The organism is Streptococcus sp. HMSC070B10 (genome assembly GCF_001808665.1).
Taxonomy (GTDB): Bacteria; Bacillota; Bacilli; order Lactobacillales; family Streptococcaceae; genus Streptococcus.
Genome location: NZ_KV794152.1, coordinates 292,596 through 317,351, shown reverse-complemented (window position 1 = coordinate 317,351; position 24,756 = coordinate 292,596). Strand labels below are relative to the sequence as shown.

Sequence of the window (24,756 nt, the reverse complement as noted above, 5' to 3'; positions counted from 1 at the left end):
AAAGAGGCAAAGACCTAGTCCTGCCCATTATTTTCTTATCTACTTGATAATACCGTCAATGCTAAGGCAATGGCTAGCCAGAAAAAGACTAAAATCCCTGTCAAACGCTGCATTACAGCTTCAAAACCGCGTGCTTTACTGCGTTCAAACAAATCACCTGAGCTGGCATCAAATACATTGCTGGATTGGTTTTTAGTTGGTTGCATGAAAATCGCAATCACAATCACAACAGATAATACTAATAAAATGGTTAATAATAGGTTATACATATCAAACTCCTTAAAATCCCTATTATTTTACCATAAAATCTACTTAGATTCAAGATGTAGGGTTACTTTTCTTTCCTTGGGACAATACTTTAAAACCTCAATCTTGTCTGGATGGGTTTTTGAATTTTTACTGGTTAGGTAATTGATACTGCCACAAGAGGAGCATTTGAGATTAATTTTTACTCGCACTAGATTTCCTTTACTTTTAATAATGTTCGAAATTGAAGCAGGTTAAAGAGACAACTAAAGGCAACACAAAGGCTTGTCGCATAAAATACTGCATGGTAGCCAAATTGACCTGCTACTGCAGAACCTGCCATAGGCCCAACGACACCTCCCAGATAAAAGAATACCTGATTGAAGGCAAAGACCCTCGAAATACCAGCTTTGGGCGTCATCTTGCTGAGAAGGGCATTAACTCCGGGAATCAAAGCACCGGTTCCCAAGCCAAAGAGGAAACGATAGAGTCCTAGTTGAAAGGGGCTAGAGGCATTGGCACAGAGGAGATAGATGATAACTGAATAAAACTGGGCTACAACCAAGAGGCGATGGTTGCCCACTTTATCACCTAGCTTGCCCATGACTCCTGCACTCATCATACTAGAAAAGCCCATACTGGATACAATCAAACCAGAGACAAAAATAAGATTCTCTGTCTGCCCTAAATCGCGTACATACAGAGCTAAGATAGGGCCGATTGATTGGGCTGAAAATTGGATGACAAAACTGGTCAGAAAGAGGTTGACCAAAAAATAGGGATATTTGACCGAGGTAAATAATTCCTTTGTTGGAATAGCCTTTTCCTTGGCTACTGGTTGAAAATCTTCCTTGATAAAGCAAATAGTTAAAACAGCAGCTAAGAATAGAAAACTACCAACTAGTAAGAAAACAGTACGAATGCCAAATAATTCTGCAATAAATCCCCCGATAAAGGGACCAGTGAGAGTACCTGCAACTACGCCTGTAGACAAAGTACCTAACTAAGGCAGAGCCTGATTTCTCCTTGGGAACCTGACTAGCTATCAAGGCTGTGGCGTTAGGAACAAATCCTGCAAATACACCATTTAATAAACGAAGAAAGATTAACCAATAGATATTTGGCACAAGGGCCAAGCCTCCCATAGTGATGGTCATGGCCATGCCTGCTCGAATCATCATGGGCTTTCGACCGTATTTGTCAGCAAGGATGCCCCAGATAGGAGAAAATAGAGCCGCAGAAATGGCAGAGACAGAAATAGCTAAACCTGCATAAAAAGCAGCTTGATCACTCCCTACACCTAGATTTTCCACAAATATGGGCATAAAAGGCACAACTAAGGAAATACTGGCTCCAGTTAGAAAATTACCAAACCAGGCAATGCGCAGATTATCCTTCCAGTTAATCTCTGTCATCTTCGCTACCTCCCTCAAGCAGGGAGAACACCTGAGTAAGAAGCTGGTCCTGATTTCCATTGTTGTTTAAAACATGGCTGGCCAAATATTTCTTTTTCTCTAAAGGCCACTGGGCTGCCAGACGAAACTCAGCTTCATCTTTGGACAACTGGTCCCTTTTCATTAAGCGTTCTACTTGGACATCTCGGTCCACATAGACCAACCAAGTCTCATCAAACCAAGAGACGTAGTCCTGCTCAAAAAGTAGGGGAATATCCATGAAGAAAATCTCTTCTGTCTGAGCCAATTGGTCTCTTAATGTAGCTAGTTCCTCACGGATAATCTCTCCTTGGATTTGCTTAGACCATTCCTGTTCTTCAGGATTTGAAAAGATGAGACTAGCTAGGAGAGGGCGATTGAGTTCTCTGCTTTCAAGGATGATTTCTTGCCCAAAGTGCTGGACTAGAGCCTGAAACAGACGACCACCAGGTTTCTGTAGTTGGTGAACAAGAGCGTCGGCATCCACCACTTGAAAGCCTTGCTTTCTTAGAAAATTTGTCACGGTTGACTTACCAGAGGCAATTCCCCCAGTGATTCCAATGATTTTTCCCATCAGTCCCTCCTTTGACACTGAGGACAAAAATGGGTTCCTCGTCCACCTAGTTGGATTTTCTCAACGATGGTGCCACAACGTGAACATTCTTGACCAGCCTTATCATAGACTTGATGAAAATCCTGCATGGTTCCATCTTCCCCAAAGGCATTGGTATAGGTCCGAATGGTGGAACCACCTTTTTCAACAGCCTGTCCCAATACAGCAATGGTCTGGTCATGAATCACTGAAGCTTCTTCTGCAGTCAAACTCTGTGAAGGTCTAGCTGGATGAACCTGAGCTCGCCAGAGAACCTCATCCACATAGATATTGCCAAGGCCAGCTACCAAAGTCTGGTCTAAAAGGTGGGATTTGATAGGTTTTTTGGACTTGGCTAGAGCAGCTTGAAAGGCCTGCAAATCAAATTCTTGTTCACTTGGTTCAGGCCCTAGTTTTTTAGAAATAAAGTAGGCTTCCAAAAGGTCAGGCGCCAAGAGTTCCATAGTACCAAACTTGCGAACATCCTCATAAACAAGCGTGCCACCATCTTCAAACTGAAAGAAAACATGGGCATGCTTGCGTTCAGGAACCTGGTCCGGATAGTAAAAATACTTGCCCTCCATCCGTAAATGGGAAATCAAGACCTTGTCTGTCAAGTAAAAAAGCAAATATTTTCCACGACGTCCCATTGACTCAACAATCTGACCAGGTACTTCCTTTTGAAACTCGTCCAAATCTGTCTTAATCATCTTGGGATAACGAATTTCTATACTCGAAATCTTTTTACTCAGAATCAATTTTTTCAAGCCACGACGAACGGTTTCAACCTCAGGTAATTCAGGCATAAATCCTCCTTCTGTAAAAACAAGAAGCAGGCATGAGCCCACCTCTACTTAGTATTCTTTTTCATTATAGCCAAAGTCAGCCAAATCTAGCTTTTTATCACGCCAGTTTTTCTTGACCTTGACCCAAGTTTCTAGGAAAACCTTATCCCCTAGCATGAGTTCGATATCACGACGGGCCATAGTCCCAATTTTCTTAAGCATAGTGCCACCTTTACCGATGATAATCCCTTTTTGACTATCACGCTCGACCATGATGGTTGCACGAATGTGCACCTTGTCTGTCTCTTCATCTCGTTTCATAGAATCAACAACCACCGCAACAGAATGCGGAATTTCTTCACGAGTTAGGTGCAAAACTTTCTCGCGAACCATTTCTGAAACCAAGAAACGTTCTGGATGGTCTGTGATTTGATCAGACGGGAAATACTGGAAACCTTCGTCCAGATTTTCACTCAAAATATCAACTAAACGTGAGACATTATTTCCCTGAAGGGCTGAAATTGGAACAATTTCCTTGAAATCCATCTGATTACGGAAATCATCAATCTGAGACAAAAGCTGGTCTGGATGAACCTTATCAATCTTGTTCACCACCAAAATGACAGGGACCTTGGCAGCCTTAAGACGCTCGATAATCATGTCGTCTCCCTTACCACGCGCCTCATCCGCAGGCACCATAAAAAGAACGGTGTCCACTTCACGAAGAGTGCTATAGGCAGATTCTACCATGAAATCTCCAAGGGCCGTTTTAGGCTTGTGAATCCCTGGTGTGTCGATAAAGACAATCTGCTCCTTATCGGTCGTGTAAATTCCCATGATTTTGTTGCGCGTTGTCTGCGCCTTGTCACTCATGATGGCAATCTTTTGCCCCATAACGTGATTTAAAAAAGTTGACTTCCCAACATTGGGACGTCCTAAAATGGCTACAAAGCCTGATTTAAAAGTCATAATTTCCTCTTACTGTTTAAAATATTAAATCCCAGATTCGTGGGAGAAAAATCAATGCACCTGTTAAGGCTGCGAAAAGAGAGACCACTAATACCGCGCCAGCCGCCATATCCTTGGCATTTTTAGCCAGCATGGAAAAGTGATAGTGACTGGCCAAATCCACTACATTTTCAATAGCAGAGTTGATAATCTCAAAGGCTACTACCAAGAAAATGCTCAATAGGAGAAAGAGCCATTCGATTCGTGACACCTGAAAAACAAAACCTGCAAGAATGACTACAAGAGCCGTCACTGCATGTTTTCGCATATTGCGTTCTTCCTTGATGGCAGTAAAAATTCCTGTGAGAGCAAATTCTAAACTGGATATCAGGTCACGATTTTTCCATTTTCGTTTATTGTCTTGTGAGTCCATAGGCTGTCAAAATTTCTTCTTGTAAACCGAACATCTCCGCTTCTTCTTCCGGAGTGTAGTGATCATAGCCGTTGATATGTAAAAAGCCGTGTACTGCCAAGAAGCCCATCTCACGCTCAAAGCTGTGGCCATATTCCTCAGCCTGCTCATGTGCCTTATCGATAGAGATGAACAGTTCCCCAATATAGGCATCAAACTCAGACATCATCTCTGCCAATTCTGGATTTTCAAGTAAATCTTCCTCGTCAAAGGCAATTTCCAACTCTGGCTTATATTCAAGGCTGATGACATCTGTCGGACGGTCCGTGTCACGATACTCCAGATTGAGTTCATGACTACGTTCATTAGTCACAAAGGTAACTGCCATTTCCTTGTCTTCTTTACCTAATTTTTGGGCTGCAAATTCCAAAATTTCTTGGGTTTGTTGCAACATTTCTTTTGAAACTTGACCAGTTTCATCTACCATTTCAATATACATGTGCTTCTCGTTTCTCTTTACTTGGCTTTATTATACCACATTTCCATGATTTTATTCTACCTTTTTGATATAATACTATGGAATACAATCACAAGGAGAGAACGATGTCATTTGACGGATTTTTTTTACACCACATGGTTGAGGAATTGCAAAGAGAGTTAGTGAACGGTCGCATTCAGAAAATCAATCAGCCTTTTGAACAAGAGTTGGTCTTGCAAATCCGCAGCAATCGCCAAAGCCATCGCCTGCTCCTTTCTGCCCATCCTGTTTTTGGACGCATTCAGCTGACCCAAACGACTTTTGAAAATCCAGCTCAACCTTCTACCTTTATCATGGTTTTGAGAAAATATTTGCAGGGTGCCCTGATTGAATCGATTGAGCAGGTGGAAAATGACCGTATTGTTGAAATTACGGTTTCTAATAAAAACGAGATTGGAGACCATATTCAGGCTACCTTGATTATCGAAATCATGGGTAAACACAGTAATATTCTACTGGTCGATAAAAGCAGCCACAAAATCCTCGAAGTCATCAAACATGTTGGCTTTTCACAAAATAGCTACCGTACCTTGCTTCCTGGGTCGACCTACATCGCTCCGCCAAGTACGGAATCTCTCAATCCTTTTACAATCAAGAACGAGAAACTCTTTGAAATCCTGCAAACACAGGAAACGACAGCTAAAAATCTTCAAAGCCTCTTTCAAGGTCTGGGACGCGATACGGCAAATGAATTGGAAAGCATACTGGTTAGTGAAAAACTTTCCACTTTCCGAAACTTTTTCAATCAAGAAACCAAACCATGCTTGACTGAGACTTCCTTCAGTCCAGTTCCTTTTGTAAATCAGGTGGGAGAGCCTTTTGCCAGTCTTTCTGATTTGTTGGACACCTACTATAAGGATAAGGCTGAGCGCGACCGCGTCAAACAGCAAGCCAGTGAACTCATTCGTCGTGTTGAAAATGAACTTCAAAAAAATCGACATAAGCTAAAAAAACAGAAAAAAGAGTTACTGGCGACAGACAACGCTGAAGAATTTCGTCAAAAAGGAGAATTGCTGACAACCTTCCTCCATCAAGTGCCTAACGACCAAGACCAGGTTATCCTAGACAACTACTATACTAACCAACCTATCACCATTGCTCTTGATAAGGCCTTGACTCCCAACCAGAATGCCCAACGCTATTTCAAACGCTATCAGAAATTAAAAGAAGCTGTCAAATACTTGACTGATCTGATTGAAGAAACCAAGGCAACCATTCTCTATCTGGAAAGTGTAGAAACGGTCCTCAACCAAGCTGGACTAGAAGAAATCGCTGAAATCCGTGAAGAATTGATCCAAACAGGCTTTATCCGCAGAAGACAGCGAGAGAAAATCCAGAAACGCAAGAAACCAGAACAGTATCTGGCCAGCGATGGCAAGACCATCATCTATGTCGGACGCAATAACCTTCAAAATGAAGAACTAACCTTTAAAATGGCCCGCAAGGAGGAACTTTGGTTCCATGCCAAGGATATCCCTGGAAGCCACGTTGTCATCTCAGGCAACCTTGACCCATCTGATGAAGTCAAGACAGACGCAGCAGAACTTGCAGCCTACTTCTCTCAAGGTCGCCTGTCAAATCTGGTGCAGGTAGATATGATTGAAGTCAAGAAACTCAACAAACCAACTGGCGGAAAACCAGGCTTTGTCACCTACACCGGGCAAAAGACCCTCCGTGTCACACCAGACCCAGAAAAAATTGCATCCATGAAAAAATCCTGATTTTACTTGAAATCAGGATTTTCTTTTACATTTTACTCTGCAATCAAGGTTTCCAATCCGACCTTCATCATATCAGTGAAAGTATTTTGGCGTTCTTCTGCAGTCGTGTCTTCATCTGGATTGACCAAGCTATCAGAGATAGTCATAATAGCTAGCGCATCAACATGGTGTTGTGCTGCCAGATAGTAAAGTGCTGCTGCTTCCATTTCCACAGCCTTGACTCCCCATTTACCAAGCTCGATGTTCTTTTCAAAGTAGTTTGAATAAAAGACATCAGAAGACAAAACATTCCCAACGTGGGTGGTCATACCAAGATTTTTGGCAATATGATAAGCCTTATCCAACAAATCAAAGCTAGCGATTTGTGGGAAATCGTACTGTGGCCAGTCATTGCGGATGATGTTAGAGTTGGTTGCAGCTGCCTGTGCCAAAACCAATTCACGAACGTGGACATCTTCATTCAAAGAACCTGCAGTTCCCACACGAATCAATTTCTTCACACCGTAGTCAACAATCAACTCACGCGCATAAATCGAAATCGATGGCATCCCCATCCCAGTTCCCATGACAGATACACGGTGGCCCTTGTAAGTACCAGTGTAACCAAACATGTTACGCACTTCGTTAAAACAAACAGCATCTTCAAGGAAATTCTCCGCAATAAACTTAGCACGAAGAGGATCCCCAGGAAGAAGAATTTTATCAGCAATTTCACCCTGCTGAGCAGCAATATGGATAGACATAATTTATGATTCAAAGAGCGACAAGAAAACGACTGAAAATTAGGAATCTGACGAGAAATCCTGATTTCTCAGTCAGATTATCTATTTTCCAAGTTTTCCGCTCGTGTTCAAATCAGAACACACGCTCTACCTTTCTTTTTTTATATTCAGGATAGCGACAGAGAACAAAGTGAAAATAGGAAACTGACGAAGCATCTCAGATGCTAGACAGTTTATCTTTTTTACACAGTTCTCCGCCCGTATTCAGTTCAATGAATACAGTTAACCCATCCTTTCTTTATTCTAAAATTTATAATCAGAAAGATACCAAACCCGTCAAAAAGCAAAGGGAAAATAGGAGTTGGGTGTAGTGAGCGATGCTCTCTAGACCAACTATCTTTTTCTCACTGCTTTTAGGGTGGGTTCAATTCCTTTCTTTCTTAATTTTGATGATATTGAGAAGCTTAGAGCGGCTTCTATTCAAGCCCGAACTCCCCTTCTCTTCTGAGTTTTTAGAAAAGTTTTCCGCTCGCGTTCAAATCAGAACATCTCGCTCTACCTTTCTTTTTATTATTTTTACATTTCATAGCTAGAAAAAATCGGATTCAATCATGATTCCAATAGGCCTACTTCATTTTTATTTAAAACAGTTATAAATAAATTGAGAGTTTTTTTAATCTTTTAAATCAAATCATTGACTAGAAGAAATGGGCATTTCCTACCTAATTACTTTATTATTTGACTTCTGACACAGTATGCTAGCACAAGGAAAGTGGTCTAACATTTTTGCAAATTCATAGGCTAAAACAGCTGTTACTAAGAGATACAGAAGAGAATCTATACCTAGCCCAGTGAAACCTATAACTAATCCGGTTGCAGAAATGGGTGCCCTCAAGGTCACAGATAAAAAGCAAACAGATCCCAAAAGTAAAATGGTTGGCTGACTGTCCAAACCTAGAATCATGCCCAAGAGACCAGCTCCAGCCATCCCCAAGGCAAAAGATGGCGTAAGAGTACCACCATAGGCCCCTGCCCAAAGGATAATAAGAACGACCACTGCTTTTAGGAAAAACATGAGAAGCACTGTTTGGGCACTGCTACCATTTAAAATTTCCTGAGCCATCATGCGTCCATTGCCAAGTAGATGTGGAAAATAACTTGCCAACCCAGCAAGAAAAAGAAAAGCTAAGGGCAATGTGAGAAGTATTCGTTTATCTTTTATCCTGTTTGAAGACACTTCTTTACTTAAGCGACCAAAAAAACAAGCTAGTGGAGTTAAGAAAAGAAGTAATAAGGGAATAATCCATATTTCCTTTAATGACCATGAGAGGGCTGGAATCTGGTAGAGAGCCTGATCTGAAATAACCAAGCCTGCTATATAGGTTGAAAAATAGGTAGTCAAACCGATTAAGACAAATCGTTTAATAGATAGAGCAATTCCTAGGGTTTCAAAAACAAAGAAGACACTTGTTAATGGAACCTGATAGACAGTCGCTAAACCAGCACCAGCACCACAAGCAAGGAGAAAGATTTGATCCTTCTTAGAGAGAAAACATATTTTTCCAATTGGCCCTGCAAATAGAGTTCCAATCTCTCGTGGTGCAGCTTCTTTGCCAATAGAGGCTCCCCCTCCAACTGCAATGATCTGCCAAATTGAATGAAATAGCTGTTTTAGAAAATGTAGCTTGTATTGTGAAGTCTCATCCTTCATCTGAGCTTTGATGGAATAAATCTTCGACCCTTTTTGCAAGAAATACCAGACCAAGGATGAGCTGATACCCACAATTATTAAACTTAATCCTATCTGTGAGGAGGAAACCCCATCTGTCAAGAACCCAGTTTGATGCTCTGAATGACCAAAAGCTAGACTCTCTACTATCTCTAAAAGATGATGGAGAAATATACCAGATAAACCCGAAACTATTCCTAGCAGAATTACTGCTAGAAACAATCTAAGATTATAAGGAATCTTTCGAAAAATTCTCCTCAATTCTTTTAACATGATTACAATTCTGCAAGAATCGCTTTAAGCAATCCTTTAAAGTCGCCTTTAACACGTTCGGTCACTTCTACAACTTCTTCGTGGTTGAGTTCTTCTTGGAATCCAGCTGCAAAGTTAGTAATACATGAAATTCCCAGGACTTTCAAACCTGAATGGGCTGCCACAATCACTTCAGGAACAGTGGACATACCAACTGCATCCGCTCCCAGTGTCTTATAGGCACGAATTTCTGCTGGAGTTTCATAAGTCGGACCAGTTACACCAATATAGACACCTTCATCAAGCTTGATACCAAGTTTTTTAGCCACTTCATGGGCAGTAGCACGGTATTCTGGTGTGTAGGCCTTAGACATATCTGGGAAACGTGGACCAAAATCATCCAAATTTTCACCCATCAATGGGTTTTGCCCCGTCATGTTGATATGGTCTGAGATAGCCATCAAAGTTCCAGGGCCATATCCAATACCACCTGCTGCATTAGTCACAATGACACCTTCACATCCGAGAACTTTCATCACACGAACTGGGAAAGTCACAACTTCAAGAGGATTACCTTCGTAGAAATGGAAGCGACCTTGAAGAGCCAAGACCTTGCGCCCTGCCAATTCACCATATACCAACTTCCCAGCATGACCGACTACTGTTGAACGGCCCCAGTTTGGAATATCTGCATAGTCTACTACAACTGGATTTTCGATTTCTTCTGCCAATTCTCCAAGTCCTGATCCAAGGATTAGTCCGAACTCAGGGGCTGCGATTCCCTTGTCTTTCAGGAAGGCAGCTGTTTCATTGATTTTGTCTAAAAATGTCATTGTGTGTCTCCTTTATTATTTTTTAGCATTTGACCGATTTTGTCAAAGGTTTTTGCATTGCGAATGGTGATGTTGCGATAGAAAGGCATCTTGAGCAAGTGCTTGTGATAGGCAGTTGCATAGTAAGATTCTTCAGAAAATTTCCCCCAGAAAATCCCATGTCTTCCAAAATGAACGACTTCATCTACCAGTTCCAAACCGTTTACTTTCTCGATCACTTGATCCACATCCAAGCTCTCCGTGTAGAAGAGGACATCTTTTCGAGCTAGGTCTTTGGTCCACCAATCTGGCAGATTCTTCAGCTCTTCTTCATAATCTTCATGACTCAGTATAGAAAAGCTCTGAATAAATGGATAATGGACTGCAAAGAAATCCTCTAACTTTTCAACCAATTGGGCTTTGGCATCTGTCGAAGTAAAGAAAATATTGCCACTGTTGATGTAGGTCTCAACTTTTTCCAGTCCCAACTCTGTCAATTCTTGACGAAGCTCCGTCATGACGACCTTATTCTTGCCACCAACATTAATACCTCTCACCAGCAAAGCATAGCGCGTCATCTTATACCAATTTATCTAAGAAACTTTCCCCAATCATGGCAGTTTCAACACCAAAGTTATCGGCAATAGTCGCTGAGATATCTGCGAAATGTCCGACTGGCAGCAAACCATTTCCTTTAAAGGCAGGGCTGTATGCCAAAAGTGGAATATATTCACGAGTGTGGTCCGTTCCTGCATAGGTTGGGTCATTTCCATGGTCCGCAGTAATCAAGAGAAGGTCGTTCTCTCTCATGGCTGCGATAATTTCAGGCAAGCGTTCATCAAATTCATGCAAGCAATCACGGTAACCATGAGCATTACGGCGGTGGCCATAAAGGGCATCAAAGTCAACCAAGTTTGTGAAGGAGAATCCTTTTTCAAACTCAGCAAGACCCATTGTCTTCAATAGTGTATCAATTCCGTGGCTGTTTGACTTGTTGTGGCCCATATCATGGTTGATACCCGCACCGTTAAAGATATCGTTGATTTTACCAACAGCATAAGTATCGATGCCAGCTTCGTTCAATTTATCCAAAACAGTTGGTGCAAATGGGGATACCGCCAAGTCACGACGGTTAGCTGTACGAGTGAAGTTGCCTGGTTCACCCACATAAGGGCGAGCAATGATACGACCTAGAAGGGCAGGACGCTCAAGGGTGATCGAACGAGCGTATTCACAGATACGGTACAATTCATCCAAAGGAATAATGTCTTCGTGGGCAGCAATTTGCAAAACAGGGTCAGCTGAAGTATAGATAATCAACTCTCCAGTTTCCATCTGACGTGGTCCGAAATCATCGATAACAGCTGTTCCTGAGTAAGGTTTGTTGGCTTCACGAATGACCTTGCGCCCTGAAAATTCTTCGATCTTTGTCAAGATTTCTTCTGGGAATCCGTTCCAGAAAGTATCGAAAGGCTCAGTAATGTTGAGTCCCATGATTTCCCAGTGTCCAGTCATAGTATCCTTACCAAGGGAAACTTCTTCCAATTTTGTTGCATATCCTGTTGGATTGCTTTCAGCTGGAACAGTCTTCAAAGGCGTTTCACGAGGAATATTTCCTAGACCGATTTTAGCCATGTTTGGCACATTCAAACCAACTGTTTTTGAAATGTGTCCCAGTGTATCAGAAGCTCCGTCTGGAACCCCTGCATTGACAAAGTTATTGGCATCTGGTGCAGCACCGATTCCCACAGAATCTAGTACCACCAAGTGAATACGATTAAATTTTGACATAATGTGTCTCCTTATTATTTTGCTTTGCTTGAAGTTAAAATCTGAACCCCATCTCGTCCAGCAACGATTATCTTATCAACCATTTGGTTGAATAATCCGTGCTCCACGACACCAACGATATGGTCCAATTCCTCCCCTAAAGCAATTGGATCTTCAATGACATCCAAGGAAAGGTCAATGATAAAGTTCTGCATATCGGTCACAAAACGTTGGCCATCTTTTTCACGGAAGCTTGGTTTATAGCCAGCGCTCTCAAAACGACGAAAGACCTGTTCTGCACCATACTGAACTACTTCCACTGGCAGTTTAAAAGCACCTAGTTTATCTACCAGCTTGCTTTCATCCACTACCCAAATATATTCTTTTGAGGGCGTTGCCACAACCTTCTCCATCAGGAGAGCACCACCACCACCTTTGATTCCGTTAAACTGGCTATCTACTTCATCCGCTCCGTCAACCGTCACATCAACAAAGTCTACTTGGTCAATAGACTTGAGCGGTATATTAAGATCTTCAGCCTGTTCACTAGTCACACTAGAAGTCGTTACAGCTGTAATCTGCAAGCCTTCTTCCTTGATACGACGACCGATTTCTTCGACAAAATAATAGGCAGTAGAACCCGTTCCCAGTCCGACAACCATCCCATCCTTGACAAACTCAGCAGCCTTGATACCTGCCATTTTCTTCAGATTTTCCACTCAAACACCTCCATTAAAGAGCTACTTTTATTATAACATGTATCCCTTTTTATTTCATGGATACACTGGAAAAACCCGAACATTTTTATTTCGGGTTTTGATGTCCTATTTAACCATGTCAGGATCGTAGTCATAAAATCCTGTATCAAGGAAACGGTTTTTAGGGTGTAACTTGCGAACTTCTTCATCCAGCAAGAAAGCTTGGTCATGGCTAAAGTTGCCCTCTTGGATCAAGCTACGCGCTTGGATAAAGAGTTTTGCAATCTCAACAAAGTTCTGACCAGGTGTATAAAGACCTTCTAATTTCCAGTGAGTAAAACCATGCTCTACCAATTCTGTCAATTTGGTCATCAAATCAAGGTCGTTATTAGCAAAGATGTGAGTACCATGATTGTCTTCAAAGATGGAGTAGTGGCTCTCTGGGTCGCTTGGTTCAGCCAAGAAGAGGTCACGTTTACGGGTCTTTTCATCATCGATATGCGTGAAGTTATAGTAGTTTTGCAAGAGTGGACGTTTAGAATGGTGAATAACACTAGCACCATAAACCAAAACTTCAGCAGGAATTTCCAAAATCTCTGGCATTTTGAAAAGTTCAGCAGATGGAATTTCACGCGCCAAAACAGCCTCAGAGGCACCAGCCTTTTGTCCCCAGAAGTTAATCTGACGACTGCTTGTTACCATGGTTGAAGCATCGTAGATGGTCTTAAAGGAATAGGCATCGCGGTTGACCACGTAAAAAACGCCTGCGTCTCCAATCGTAATGTAGTCTGTCTTGATTTCTTCCAAAAAGTCTAAGAAAGGCTTGATACGGTCCATCATATCTTGGTGCATGAGGGCATTGACTGCAACGATCAATTCCTTACCAGCATCATGAACCAGCTTAGCGATTTCACGCAATTGGTCATGACTAAAGGTTGTTGGCAGACGAAGGCCAAAATCTTTCTCACCGACATAGATACGGTCTACGCCAGCTTCGAGTAGTTGTTCAACTTGTTCAATACTTTCAGCAGTTGCTGTAATGATAATCTTTTCCATAAGAAAAATTATACCACATTTCTGCAAAATCAGCTATGAATACTGGGAGTTTTACAAAAAGTAAGTCTTATTTTTAAATTTTGAAATTAAAAAGTGAACAGTAACCAACACCATTCACACTCTTTTTATGCATGTGTTTCTTCAACTAGGTGACCATCATTCATGATATAAATACGGTCAACCTTATCAAGAAGTCGTGTATCATGTGTAATCATAACAACTCCTCTACCTTGTTCATGTGCAATACCAGCCAACATCTCCGTTACTTGGTAGGCACGCTGGGTATCCAGACTAGCTGTTGGCTCATCAGCAAGCACAATGCTTGGATTGTTATAGAGGGCTCTAGCAATCGCAGCTCGTTGACGTTCTCCACCTGACAATGCCTTGGGATACTGATCTTGTACTTTTTCCAAATCCAACAAGTCAAAAAGTTCTTTCCGGTCACTTTTACTATTTTTTCCCTTATCCAGTCTGTCAATCAAATCCAGCTGTTCCTTGACCGTTAGAAAAGGAATTAAGTTTGACGCCTGGAGAATGAAGCCAAACTCTCTAAAACGGAGGTCTGTTTTCTCCTTCTCCGTCAAACTGCCTGTTTCCTTCCCCTTAACTAAAATCTTTCCACTCGATGCTTCCTGAAGTTGTCCTAGAGTCGTTAGAAAGGTTGTCTTTCCAGAACCTGATGGCCCAACGATCGCCACGAACTCTCCCGCATTTAGCTGAAAATTCGTCTCATGTAGAGCTATGACTTTCATCTTTCCTTCCCCGTAAGTTTTTGTCACTTGAGTCATTTCAATCAATGCTGTCATACTATTCTCCTTATCATTCTGCAATCGCAGTAATCGGGTCCACCTTTAGCAAGCGTGGAAGTGAAATGACACCACCTAGCATGGCCATCAAACAAATCACCAAGCTTAGGACAGAATAGGCTAACCAACTTGGGTAGAAAAAGAAGGTAGCTGGCAAGACTAAAATCACTCCTCCAACAGCCAGCAAGGCTAGAGCAATTCCCATACCAGACAAAAGAAAGATTTGACAGAACAGAGACCATACAATGGTTTTGAGCTGTATTCCTTGAGCCCGCATTATTCCATAAAGCCCTAGTTTTTGAATGGTAATGATATAAACAAAAATACCCACAATCAAGCCTGTAATAACAATCATAGCGAGAATCATTCCTGAAAATACATTAACCTGTGGTGTGTAACCAGGAATTTTCGATATCATTTTTGGAATAGAAATCTGTTTCAGTCCATCGCCAGCCACTTCTATATCATTTTTCAATACCAAGGCAGAGATGGATTTATTAGATTTTAAAGTTCCTTGTAAGGTCCAATAAGTTGTCAAACTCGTAAAGACAACTGGCTCAGTAAAAAACTTATTTCCTTTAGTCAGCCCTACAATCTTGTAACTTACTTCGCTTCCATTGAGCTGAATGGCATCACCCAACTTCATTCCATAGTTTTCAAAGGACTGATCCACGACCACCTCATCATCCCCTTCAGGATAACGGCCCTCCGTCAAACTAGGAGAGATAAAAGCGTCCCACTCTTGAGAAAAGATGGAAACATTGACCTTTTCACTATCATCGACTAGATTGGTCACAGCAAACATATACCCTAGTGGAGCAGCCTCTTTAGAACTCTTATCCTTATAGTCCTTTTCAGGAATAAAAGATGCTGTCAAATTATCATTTGCGTAGTCAGATAAAACTATACCCGTCGCTTGCCAATTATCAATAGCTGCCCGGTTGTTTCGCACAAGACCAAGAGCTAGACTGGTCATAAAAAAGACCATAAAAGCGATAAGAAAAATGGTAGTTAGAATCAAACTATATCGAAGTTTGTTTCGTAATATTTCTTTGATAGCAAGATACATGCTTATCTCCTTTAACTTTTCCAAGAGGTATCAATTAGACACCTCACTACTATAAAAATAGGAGACAGAAAATCTGTCTCTGTATTCAAAACAAATCTCACTAATCAAATTAAATAAAATAAAGAAAATAAGGAAATAATTTTCCTAAAAATGAATCAATTGGTAGCTCTATTTTCTTAGAAATATAAGCAATTATGAATATTAATAAATATTTGGTGTCCATCCATCCTATCATTTTCACATTATGGTGTCAAGAAAAGTGATTTTGAAAAGGGACTTTATTCTTATTGTAACCTTTCTGTAATAATTCTCTGCTGAAAAAATGATAAAATAGGTATGTACTGTTAAGGAGAGAATAATGCCCGTAAGAAAATTACAGTCCTATGAGGTAGACTATCAAGAAGAATTAAGCCAACAGGTTCCTCGCTATCAAGATTATACACCTGAAGCGCAATCTGATGCCAATCTCAAGGAAATCCTATTTTTTGTTAATATCGCTGTTTTTTGTATCTGTATTGCTATCTTTAGTTTTATCTTTTTAGCATTAAAATTATCAACTGCTCTTGCATTTGCCGCAGCAATCGGATCCAGCTTACTTGTTTTAAAAGTTCAACGGTCTATTATCAAACAAAAACGTAGAAGATAAATCCAAAATATCGCCCCATCTGGAGCGATATTTTTATTTTTTCTTTTTCGATGGTGTGTGGATGGCAATTTTCACTTCAAAGATTGTTCCCTTTGGTTTATTATCTTTAACAGCAATGGTTCCTTTTAGGGCATCTACAATTTGCTTGGCTAGGGATAATCCTAAACCAAAACCACCTTTTTGACGGGTTCTAGCCTTATCCACTCGATAAAAACGATCAAAAATTTTCTTCTTATCTTCTGCTGAAATACCGACTCCATTGTCGGAAACTAGCAAATATAGATTACGATCAGTCGCTGAAATCATAAAATCAATTTCACCATCCTCCTCAGTATATTTGATAGCATTATCAAACAGGATGGTCATCAATTGTTTCAAAAGAAGCTGATCTGTGACAATCGTTCTATGAATGCGATTTTCAAAACGGAAGACACGGTCATTTTCAGAAGCAATCATCTCATAGTTTGTGAAAGTCGTGTTAAAAAAGCTAGTTGGAACTTCTGCAAGTTCTGGCTTAATTCCATCATCTCGTCGAGCTAAGTTCAGCAAGTTTGTCGTCAAAAAACGCATATTTCGGACTTCTTCCAAACTCGATGCAATGCTTTCGCTCACATCCATAATGGTAGCTTCTGGCTTACGAAAAAGGGTCTCTAAACGATTTTGCAGAACTGCAAGTGGAGTTCGTAACTCATGACTGGCATTTTCCACAAAAGACTGCTGCCTCTGCATACTCTCAATCAGAGGTCGGACACTGACTCGAGCTAGATAGAGACTGGCAATCAAAGACAAAATCCAAAAACTAGCCATCACGACCACAATCAGTTGCTCATGCTTTTGACTGGCTTGCTCCAACTGACTGGTATTAATCAAGACAGCCGCATACTTGATATTGGTTGAAACCGAACTGATATTGGTTTCCATCAAAATCATGCGATAGATTTCTTCCTGTCCATAGCTATTAAAAACCTGAATTTGATAGATATGGCCTAGTTCTTTCTTCTCTAGCTTAATCTTATCCAATCCCAAAAATCGATTTCCAGAAAGGAGCTGGGTAAAATTCTTATCAAAAAGAATAACCTCCGTATTGGAACTGACATTGGGTTTTATCTCAGTCTTGCTAGTATCTGTAGCAGCATTCTCTAAATCTTTAATCTCTTCTGTCGCCCTATTTACCGCAAGCTGAATAACTGCCTGAGGATTGTTACTCAAGCCATGGAGCGTATCATCCACCGAAGTATAGAGACTCGAATGCATGACCTGCAAAATAATCAGAGTCATGGTAGAGAAAATCAGGGTGAAGACACCGAAGTTGCGGATAAAGTAACTAAAGTCATCCGCATACCATGTTTTTTTTAGTTTACTGAACATCTTTTAAAATATACCCAACACTACGCAAGGTTTGCAAATTCTCTGCAAAAGTGGTTCCTTTTAATTTCTTACGAACTTTTGAAACATAGACTTCGACAACAGAAATCGTTGTATCACTATCAAATCCCCATAGACGATCAAAAATCTGAGTCTTCGGCAAAATAACATTTTGATTTTGAAGGAAATAAACTAGTAAATCGAACTCTTTCCCCAGCAATTCGACGGGAGTATCTTCAACCTTAACGGTATTTGTAGACAAATTAACCACGATATTTCCATAAGTTAAGGTGTTTTCATTAAATTTACCTGAACGTTTGAGAAGGGCTTGAATCCGCATTTTGAGTTCTTCTAGGTAGAAAGGCTTGGTCAGATAATCATCCGCTCCCAACTCAAATCCATGTCCCTTGTCATCCAAGCTTTCCTTGGCAGTCATAATCAGAACTGGTGTCGTAATCCCTTTTTCACGCAATTCTTTCAAGACTTGGAAGCCATTTTTTTCAGGTAACATCAAATCCAGCAAAATCAAGTCATAGACGCCACTCTCAGCTTCATAGAGACCTTCTTCTCCATCAAATACCTGCATGACATCCGCAAAATCGTCTAAAAAGTCAAATACTGAATTTGACAGGCCTAGGTCATCCTCAACTAATAAGATTTTTATCATGAGAAACTCCTCCTTATTAAAACCATTATACCAAATTTGCCTTAAAAAAAACTCAACTCTCTGCATTTTACATGAGATAGCTGAGTTTTCTTTTTATTTTAGGCTTATTTATGCATTTCCGTATTGAAGAACGACTGCTTCCACTGCAACTTTTTCACGGTTAATCAGATCAACACGCGCTGCAATTTCTTTAATTCCCATACCGATGTTACGGCTAAGAGCAAGATCAGAAAGTTGTGGCTCAAAGAATTCCTTGTACTCTGCCAAGCGTTGCTGAGTCTTAAATACGTGAGCAGGAAGGATAACAAAGCTATCAAAGCTCATATCTCTACCAAGAGCTGCCTTAATCCAAGCCCAATTTTCACGAGCCCAAGACCATGCTGTTTCCTGAGTTGCTTGATGGCTTAAGAACTGGAAGTACCAAGCAGACAAGTCTTGTGGTTTGACCACAAATTTGTCCTTCCAAGAAGTAATCAAGGTTTGGATATTGTCCGCATCTGTACTGTATGCAAGAGCAGCTGCCAACTGGCGTTTAAAGACAGCATCTGTTGCGTGAGTGTAAGTATCAAGATAAAGTGCTAACAAGTCTTTAGTCTCATGATGTTTCATCTCATTGATCAGAACTTGTGAGCGAATTGCTGCTGGGAGTCCTGCAAGATTCTCCTTGTGAGCCGCGAAGATTTGGCTAGCGACTTGACTAGCTTCTGCATCATTTGAGCGAATCATCATAGAAACAGCCAACTGACGAACCAACTCATCCTCATCTGATTCGCCATCTTTAGCTTCAAAACCAAGACGGTCATAGTTGTGACGAGCCAATTTAGCAACCAAGGCTTTGAAGGCTCTTTCAGCTTCTGTTCCTTCATCTATAAAGCGCTCAAGAGCAGAAATTACTTGAGAAACAGCTGAAACGACAAGGTAAGATTCTTCTTTAGCGAGTTTATCAAGTACTGGAAGCAAGTCTGCATAAGAAATATGCCCTGCTTCAGCAAGCAAGCGACGTTCTTGGACGATTTGCAGTTTACTTGTATTATCAAGCTCAACTAGGTCAGCAAGAATAGCATCTAGCAAGTCTCCTTGATAGTCTGTAATGTAGTGAGCTGTATTTTCAGTATTGAGACGAAGAGCTCCTTCATTTTCAGCAAGAAGGGCTGCGTAGCCAGGGATTTCGATGCTTTCAGTTTCGAGTGTATCAGGCAAGCCTTTCCAGTTGCTGTTTAGTGGCACAACCCAGAGACGGTTCTTGTCTTCGTGCTCACCGATAAAGAATTGTTTTTGTGAGATCTTCAAGACATCATTTTCAACTTTGACAGTGAGAACTGGGTAACCAGGTTGTTCCAACCAAGAATCCATGAAGGCTGCGACATCACGTCCAGACGCTTGACCAAGTGCATCCCAAAGGTCACGACCAATTGTATTGCTGTATTGATGTTTTTCAAAGTAGGCATGCAAACCTTTGGCAAAATCGGCATCACCTAGCCAACGACGAAGCATATGCATGAGGCGACTTCCTTTGGCATAGACGATAGCTCCGTCAAAGAGCGTATTGATTTCATCTGGATGTTTAACTTCGACGTGAACAGATTGAACACCATCCGTCGCATCACGTTTCAAGGCAGACGGAACACCACCTGTTTGGAAATCTTCAAAGATATTCCAGCTTGGTTCAATAGCATCCACACAGACGTACTCCATCATGTTAGCAAAGCTTTCATTGAGCCAAAGGTCATCCCACCATTTCATAGTAACGAGGTTCCCAAACCATTGGTGAGCCAATTCATGGGCCACAACTAGGGCAACTTGTTGACGGCTAGCAAATGTTGAGTTTTCATCCACAACCAAGTAAACTTCACGGTAGGTCACAAGCCCCCAGTTTTCCATAGCACCAGCTGAGAAGTCAGGAAGGGCGATGTGGAGAGATTGAGGGATTGGGTATTTAACTCCATAGTAATCTTCGTAAAACTCGATAGAGCGAACAGCGATATCCAGTGAGAAATCAAGGTTTGATAGTGGATGAGCTTTGGTTGAATAAACACCTACGAGGGTACCGTTTTTAGTTTTAGCCGTCACACCTTGCAAATCACCAGCAACAAAGGCCAACAAGTAAGAAGACATGCGAGGTGTTGTCTCAAACTTCCAGATACCTGTTTCCTTACGGTTTTCAACATCAATCTCAGGCATGTTTGACAAGGCCAATTCACCTTCTGCTTGGTCAAAACGTAGAGAGAGGTCAAAAGTTGCTTTGGCTTCTGGCTCATCCACACATGGGAAGGCTTCACGCGCAAAATGGCTCTCGAACTGAGTAGACAAGACTTCCTTCTTGACTCCATCAACTGTGTAATAAGAAGGGTAAATCCCTGTCATGTTGTCTGTAATTTTTCCTGAAAAGGCGATAACCACTTCAACTTGACCAGCTTCAGCCAATTCGATATGAAGGGCTTCATTTTCATGGTCAACTGTAAATGGACGAGCTTGACCTGCAACTTCTACAGAAGCAATTTCTAAGTCTTTTTGGTGCAGGGAAATACGGTCGCTCTGTGCTTGACCAGTAATGGTCACCTTCCCAGAAAATGTCTTGGTCTCACGACTCAAGTCTAAAAATAAATCATAATGTTCAGGAACAAATTGCTTAATAAAATGTTCAACTGCTTGCATAATTTTCTCCTATCTAAGTTTAAGAGCTTTTGCTCTTCTTCAAACAAACTTATTATATCATGTTTTGCTTAAGAAAAAAGGATTGGACGGTCATTTCCAAAACTTTCTTCCTTCTAGCAGTCTACAGTGGGTAGACCTTGCGAAATTCTTCTAAAACAACCTTGCTTTCAGGTGTAAAAGTCAGTCCTGCTTCTCTCAACCACTCGGCGAAACAATCCTCATGAACCTGCCGCCAATAGGCTAGGGATTTGTCACCTTCCCCTTCCTTAAAGGCATGTTGAGCAGAAACTTGATTGAAGGGCTGGACAGAAACCTTTGTAATTTCGACAATACAGACAGCCTGATTTTGACTATCTAAAATGACATCAAAAGTTCCTTCTTGAGGAAGAGACTCGGCTTCTAGTGCATAGAGATCGTAGGCTGATGCTGTTGCAGTTTTTTCGCCTCTTAAAACCAAATCTGCCAAGAGATCGGCATCTACTCCAAAAGCCCAAGCATCGATTTCATCTCCTATAGAGGGGTTAGTTTTCTTGTATGCATTCCACATTTCTTGCGGTGTCATGGGTGCTCCTTTGTAATTTCTTACTTTCTTCTTTTATATGTTTGAGATGATCTAGATGGTCAATTTCTAAATCAAAAATCTCTAGAATAGAACTGTAGTGAATAATGCACTTGATACCCAACTGATTCATTTTTTGTATGAAAGAATCATTCAGATAGCCTGCTACAGCAAAGTCAATCTTTTTCATCCTTGCTTTATCCTGCATATCTCTTAGCATATCTAACATAATTGGACTTTCCATATCATGCCATTGACTGTTTCTCACAGTCGCAAAAACAAAAGAAGTCAAATCATTCATTCCAACTATAATCTTTGAAATACCCGTTTCCAGTATCCTGTCCAAGTCAAAATAAGCTGAAGGTAATTCAACCATTGTGCCGATTTTCCCAGTAAAACCATGCTCACGCAATACTCTAATAGCTTGGTTTAATTGGTCAGCATCATTGACAAAAGGAAAAATAAGAGACAGATTGGGATTGGTTTGATAAACTTCTGTAACGACATTTGCCTCAGCCTGAAATTCATCCAAACACGCCAGTAAACGCCTGGTTCCTCTATAGCCAAACAAGGGATGATTTTCGTAAAAATACTCTTTAGTCCCCTCTAAACAATTGGCTTCTGTATTCGTTAATTCAGAAAAACGGTACCATACCTCTTCATCTGAGTACAAGGAGCAAATAGTATCTAGATAATCTTTTACAAATTGCTGACAACTTGGTAACAGGATGTTTTGGTTAAGCTCCCTCAATAAGTATTCCCCACGAATCATGCCAATGTGGTGAAATAGCTGAGGATAAACTTTTTCAATAATTTTTTCACCACTAAGAGCTAGTTGGTTTCTCATCATTCACCTTCCAATTCATGTAAGAGGTTTTGTCCAGTTCTGGAAATCCTAATAATTCTGCTTTGACTTTCAAGACTTCTTGCGATGCATTCTCTTCTGTGATTTTTGATTTCCATCAGATCCTCCTACTTCAAAGACCATCCACCGTCTATTGTCAATATTTGTCCTTGCATGGCACTCGCTTTCCCACTTGCTAAGAAAAGGCTGATTTCTGCTATTTCCTCTGGCTCAATCCAGCGTTTGATTGGCGTTTCACTAGCCACCCAGTCCGCTAAACCACCTGGTTCAAAGTCGGCAGCGGTCATACCCGTCTTGACTGCTCCTGGAGCGATACCAAAGACCTGAATTCCAGCTTCAGCATAGTCTAGAGCCAACTGCTTGGTAAAGCCTGCCAAGGCATGCTTAGATGAAGTATAGGCGTGACCACCTCCACCTGCTAGGCTAGAAGCAATGGAACACATATTAATGATGGTCCCCTTTTTATTTTCCAACATTTGTGTCAAATAATAGCGAGTCAACTCAACAGGAGTCATATAATTAATTTCAAAAATTTCTTGAATTTCCTGCGCTGCCTGTTCCAAAAGTGGTTTGTAATCATCCAAAACTCCAGCAGTATTGCACAAAACATCAACTTGAGGACACCAATCAAAAATAGGCTCTAAGCCCAAGGTCAAATCTCTCTGTAGAAAGTGGAAATCACCCTCTAATAGTGGATTTTCACCTTGGTCCACTCCGAAAACTTGATAACCTTTTTCTAAAAAAAGTCGACCTTGAGCCAGACCAATACCTGAACTCACCCCTGTAATGAGTACACGTCTAGTCATGCACTTCTACCCAATCCGTCGCCAAAACATCACAAGGTGTCGGACTCCACATAGAAAAACCTTCTCCTTCTCCAGACACGTTGATTAGGAAATAGGGTGTCACTTCAAGTGCAACCCCGTTTTGTTCAATGGTGTCAAAGAGTTGGACATAGTTTTCAGCTCCTCCCCAACCTGTTCGTACATATTTTTTCTTAGCCTTTAAGCCAGGCAGCATTTCTTCAAATGTCATGTTTTTCTCCTTTAATGTCAATAATTCTCCCCTTCATTATAACAAAAAAACCGCTTTGAAACGGCTTTTTGACTATACTTCACTCCATTTTATCTTCTTAAATCTACGGAAAAATAAAAAAACGACAACCACTTTTCAGCAGTTATCGTTGCTTATCTTTTTAATCTTTTCCACCAAGTCGACTATTGATATTCATCATGATACTAGCTATTTTTTCACCCCAGTACGGATCTGATGCATAGCGTACATTCATTCCTGTCGCTTTATTTCCTAGGTGATCCCTTCCACGGTCAATATAGTTCTCACGAATCCACTTGGCCGCACCAAGAATTCCTTTATCTACATCATCAAATTTCTTAGCTGAATCATAGGGACTGGTATCGTAAGCAGCTATTCCGAAGAAGTTATTTTTATCATTAGCAATTTGGCTACGTCCCCAAGCACTTTCTAGTGCACTATGAGCCATTAAATAGAGAGCATTGACACCGTAACGTTTTTCAGCTTCTTTAAAAATTGTTCCTTTACCGGCAAGACGACTGTTTTGGACATTCATAATCGAATAAACTCTATTTAATTCATCCGCACTATAGTTGGTTGGTTCAGTTAAATTCTTGAAAAGGAAACGATTTTTGATAGTAAACCCATCGAAATGTTCTCCATCCTTTGAATAATACTTCTTACCAATTTTCATAGCTGAAGTATGTGGAGCTACCCGAATACTAGTGTATGGAGAAAGCTCATGATATAGGAATCTTCCGTCAGTAGTATAGTGAGGAATAAACTCACTTCCTTCCTCAACTAAAGTCAAATCGCTTTGATTCATATAACCAGACAAGCCTGATATTGAAACAGCTAGACGACTACCCTTGCTTTTAGAGCCATCATGGGTCACAATACTTCCCTGATTGACATAGCTCAAAATATCTCCTGATTCGCTATAAATATAGGCTGTGATTGGTTTAACCTTAAAATATTTGGGGCTTTGAATCCACTTTCCATCACTCTGGAAGAAATACTCTTTATTTTTAATATTAAAACCACCAGTAACATAACTTCCATCTTCTTTTAGGTAGTACCATGCATTGTAGTTAGGATCAAAAATCCATTCATTCTTGGCCATATAACCACCAGATTTTAGGTAATAAGCACCAATCCATTCACGTGAAGCATAAGCACCACCTGATTTTAGGTAAAACCAGCTATTATAAGATTTATCAAAAATCCATTCTTTTTCAGCCATTGCTCCACTATTTTTTAGATAGTAAGCATCTTTCCACTGATTACTAGCCATCAAACCATCACTGTTAAAATAGTACCATGTGCCCTTAATCTTTTCCCATTTATTACGAACAATCTTTCCTGAATCTGTAGCATA

26 protein-coding genes and 2 pseudogenes are annotated in these 24,756 nt (G+C 40.8%); 2 read left to right on the top strand and 26 right to left on the bottom strand.

Annotation, left to right across the window (positions count from 1 at the left end; all coding sequences use genetic code 11):
- Positions 1-35 precede the first annotated feature (35 nt).
- The 8 genes and pseudogenes from secG to ybeY all read right to left on the bottom strand — a co-directional run bounded on the left by secG (position 36) and on the right by ybeY (position 4,915).
- Positions 36-269 (bottom strand): preprotein translocase subunit SecG, encoded by a 234-nt coding sequence (gene secG / locus HMPREF2613_RS03190; RefSeq protein WP_000282517.1) that lies wholly within the window; start codon positions 267-269, stop codon positions 36-38.
- Positions 270-308: 39 nt separating this feature from the next.
- Positions 309-458: a 50S ribosomal protein L33 gene (rpmG, locus tag HMPREF2613_RS03185; protein WP_001809104.1), complete on the bottom strand. Its 150-nt coding sequence runs from the start codon at positions 456-458 to the stop codon at positions 309-311.
- Positions 458-1,661: pseudogene (locus HMPREF2613_RS03180) on the bottom strand (multidrug efflux MFS transporter). Before HMPREF2613_RS03180 ends, rpmG begins: the two are co-directional and overlap by 1 nt.
- Positions 1,648-2,253, bottom strand: coding sequence for a dephospho-CoA kinase (gene coaE / locus HMPREF2613_RS03175; RefSeq protein ID WP_070478913.1), 606 nt, complete (start codon positions 2,251-2,253; stop codon positions 1,648-1,650). Before coaE ends, HMPREF2613_RS03180 begins: the two are co-directional and overlap by 14 nt.
- Complete coding sequence (gene mutM / locus HMPREF2613_RS03170) at positions 2,253-3,077, bottom strand: DNA-formamidopyrimidine glycosylase (RefSeq protein ID WP_070478910.1); 825 nt, start codon at positions 3,075-3,077, stop codon at positions 2,253-2,255. The genes coaE and mutM overlap by 1 nt, the downstream gene beginning before the upstream one ends.
- A 48-nt stretch (positions 3,078-3,125) precedes the next feature.
- On the bottom strand, positions 3,126-4,025 hold the full coding sequence (gene era / locus HMPREF2613_RS03165; protein ID WP_070478908.1) for a GTPase Era: 900 nt from the start codon (positions 4,023-4,025) through the stop codon (positions 3,126-3,128).
- Positions 4,026-4,041: 16 nt separating this feature from the next.
- The gene (locus HMPREF2613_RS03160; protein ID WP_000378165.1) at positions 4,042-4,437 is read right to left on the bottom strand and encodes a diacylglycerol kinase family protein; all 396 of its coding nucleotides are present in this window, start codon (positions 4,435-4,437) and stop codon (positions 4,042-4,044) included.
- Positions 4,418-4,915, bottom strand: a complete 498-nt coding sequence (gene ybeY, locus HMPREF2613_RS03155) for an rRNA maturation RNase YbeY (protein ID WP_000275156.1) — start codon at positions 4,913-4,915, stop codon at positions 4,418-4,420. Before ybeY ends, HMPREF2613_RS03160 begins: the two co-directional genes overlap by 20 nt.
- 104 nt (positions 4,916-5,019) lie before the next feature.
- Here ybeY and pavA point away from each other — a divergent pair, with 104 nt between their 5' ends.
- Positions 5,020-6,675: an Rqc2 family fibronectin-binding protein PavA gene (pavA, locus tag HMPREF2613_RS03150; RefSeq protein ID WP_070478905.1), complete on the top strand. Its 1,656-nt coding sequence runs from the start codon at positions 5,020-5,022 to the stop codon at positions 6,673-6,675.
- A 32-nt stretch (positions 6,676-6,707) separates the two neighbouring features.
- Here pavA and deoD read toward each other — a convergent pair whose 3' ends face one another.
- From deoD to HMPREF2613_RS03105, 9 genes are all read right to left on the bottom strand, one after another.
- Positions 6,708-7,418 carry a purine-nucleoside phosphorylase gene (gene deoD, locus HMPREF2613_RS03145; RefSeq protein ID WP_000022093.1) on the bottom strand — a complete coding sequence of 237 codons (711 nt, stop codon included), beginning with the start codon at positions 7,416-7,418 and terminating at the stop codon, positions 6,708-6,710.
- A gap of 697 nt (positions 7,419-8,115) precedes the next feature.
- Positions 8,116-9,399 (bottom strand): chloride channel protein, encoded by a 1,284-nt coding sequence (locus tag HMPREF2613_RS03140; RefSeq protein ID WP_070478903.1) that lies wholly within the window; start codon positions 9,397-9,399, stop codon positions 8,116-8,118.
- A gap of 2 nt (positions 9,400-9,401) precedes the next feature.
- Positions 9,402-10,211 carry a purine-nucleoside phosphorylase gene (locus HMPREF2613_RS03135; protein ID WP_070478900.1) on the bottom strand — a complete coding sequence of 270 codons (810 nt, stop codon included), beginning with the start codon at positions 10,209-10,211 and terminating at the stop codon, positions 9,402-9,404.
- Positions 10,208-10,768 (bottom strand): DUF1697 domain-containing protein, encoded by a 561-nt coding sequence (locus tag HMPREF2613_RS03130; RefSeq protein WP_070478898.1) that lies wholly within the window; start codon positions 10,766-10,768, stop codon positions 10,208-10,210. The genes HMPREF2613_RS03135 and HMPREF2613_RS03130 overlap by 4 nt, the downstream gene beginning before the upstream one ends.
- Position 10,769: 1 nt before the next feature.
- Positions 10,770-11,981 (bottom strand): phosphopentomutase, encoded by a 1,212-nt coding sequence (locus tag HMPREF2613_RS03125; RefSeq protein ID WP_070478895.1) that lies wholly within the window; start codon positions 11,979-11,981, stop codon positions 10,770-10,772.
- 14 nt (positions 11,982-11,995) lie between these two features.
- On the bottom strand, positions 11,996-12,679 hold the full coding sequence (gene rpiA / locus HMPREF2613_RS03120) for a ribose-5-phosphate isomerase RpiA (protein ID WP_070478893.1): 684 nt from the start codon (positions 12,677-12,679) through the stop codon (positions 11,996-11,998).
- A 105-nt stretch (positions 12,680-12,784) separates the two neighbouring features.
- Positions 12,785-13,714: a peptidase U32 family protein gene (locus HMPREF2613_RS03115; protein WP_070478890.1), complete on the bottom strand. Its 930-nt coding sequence runs from the start codon at positions 13,712-13,714 to the stop codon at positions 12,785-12,787.
- A 125-nt stretch (positions 13,715-13,839) separates the two neighbouring features.
- The gene (locus HMPREF2613_RS03110) at positions 13,840-14,520 is read right to left on the bottom strand and encodes an ABC transporter ATP-binding protein (RefSeq protein WP_070478887.1); all 681 of its coding nucleotides are present in this window, start codon (positions 14,518-14,520) and stop codon (positions 13,840-13,842) included.
- A gap of 13 nt (positions 14,521-14,533) precedes the next feature.
- Positions 14,534-15,589 (bottom strand): ABC transporter permease, encoded by a 1,056-nt coding sequence (locus tag HMPREF2613_RS03105; RefSeq protein WP_070478885.1) that lies wholly within the window; start codon positions 15,587-15,589, stop codon positions 14,534-14,536.
- 358 nt (positions 15,590-15,947) lie between these two features.
- Between HMPREF2613_RS03105 and HMPREF2613_RS03100 the strand changes: the two genes are divergently transcribed.
- The gene (locus tag HMPREF2613_RS03100; RefSeq protein WP_070478882.1) at positions 15,948-16,235 is read left to right on the top strand and encodes a DUF3270 domain-containing protein; all 288 of its coding nucleotides are present in this window, start codon (positions 15,948-15,950) and stop codon (positions 16,233-16,235) included.
- Between the two features lie 33 nt (positions 16,236-16,268).
- On the opposite strand, the gene ciaH is transcribed toward HMPREF2613_RS03100, so the two are convergent.
- The 9 genes and pseudogenes from ciaH to HMPREF2613_RS11710 form a co-directional block, all read right to left on the bottom strand.
- Positions 16,269-17,603 carry a two-component system sensor histidine kinase CiaH gene (gene ciaH, locus HMPREF2613_RS03095; RefSeq protein WP_070478880.1) on the bottom strand — a complete coding sequence of 445 codons (1,335 nt, stop codon included), beginning with the start codon at positions 17,601-17,603 and terminating at the stop codon, positions 16,269-16,271.
- Positions 17,593-18,267 (bottom strand): two-component system response regulator CiaR, encoded by a 675-nt coding sequence (gene ciaR / locus HMPREF2613_RS03090; protein ID WP_000590639.1) that lies wholly within the window; start codon positions 18,265-18,267, stop codon positions 17,593-17,595. The genes ciaH and ciaR overlap by 11 nt, the downstream gene beginning before the upstream one ends.
- Positions 18,268-18,375: 108 nt before the next feature.
- On the bottom strand, positions 18,376-20,922 hold the full coding sequence (locus HMPREF2613_RS03085) for a M1 family metallopeptidase (RefSeq protein WP_070478878.1): 2,547 nt from the start codon (positions 20,920-20,922) through the stop codon (positions 18,376-18,378).
- 121 nt (positions 20,923-21,043) lie between these two features.
- Positions 21,044-21,484, bottom strand: a complete 441-nt coding sequence (locus HMPREF2613_RS03080) for an ASCH domain-containing protein (protein WP_061589934.1) — start codon at positions 21,482-21,484, stop codon at positions 21,044-21,046.
- Positions 21,444-22,328, bottom strand: a complete 885-nt coding sequence (locus HMPREF2613_RS03075; RefSeq protein WP_070479381.1) for a putative PEP-binding protein — start codon at positions 22,326-22,328, stop codon at positions 21,444-21,446. Before HMPREF2613_RS03075 ends, HMPREF2613_RS03080 begins: the two co-directional genes overlap by 41 nt.
- Positions 22,306-22,434 (bottom strand): annotated as a pseudogene (locus HMPREF2613_RS11715) (NUDIX hydrolase); the annotation flags it as partial. The pseudogene HMPREF2613_RS11715 and the gene HMPREF2613_RS03075, both read right to left, overlap by 23 nt.
- A gap of 19 nt (positions 22,435-22,453) precedes the next feature.
- The gene (locus HMPREF2613_RS03070) at positions 22,454-23,152 is read right to left on the bottom strand and encodes a 3-oxoacyl-ACP reductase (RefSeq protein WP_070478876.1); all 699 of its coding nucleotides are present in this window, start codon (positions 23,150-23,152) and stop codon (positions 22,454-22,456) included.
- Positions 23,145-23,381, bottom strand: coding sequence for a DUF2829 domain-containing protein (locus tag HMPREF2613_RS03065; protein ID WP_000142162.1), 237 nt, complete (start codon positions 23,379-23,381; stop codon positions 23,145-23,147). The genes HMPREF2613_RS03070 and HMPREF2613_RS03065 overlap by 8 nt, the downstream gene beginning before the upstream one ends.
- Positions 23,382-23,541: 160 nt before the next feature.
- Positions 23,542-24,756 (bottom strand): N-acetylglucosaminidase (locus tag HMPREF2613_RS11710; protein WP_261673959.1); only part of this gene is annotated, 1,215 nt, incomplete at its 5' end.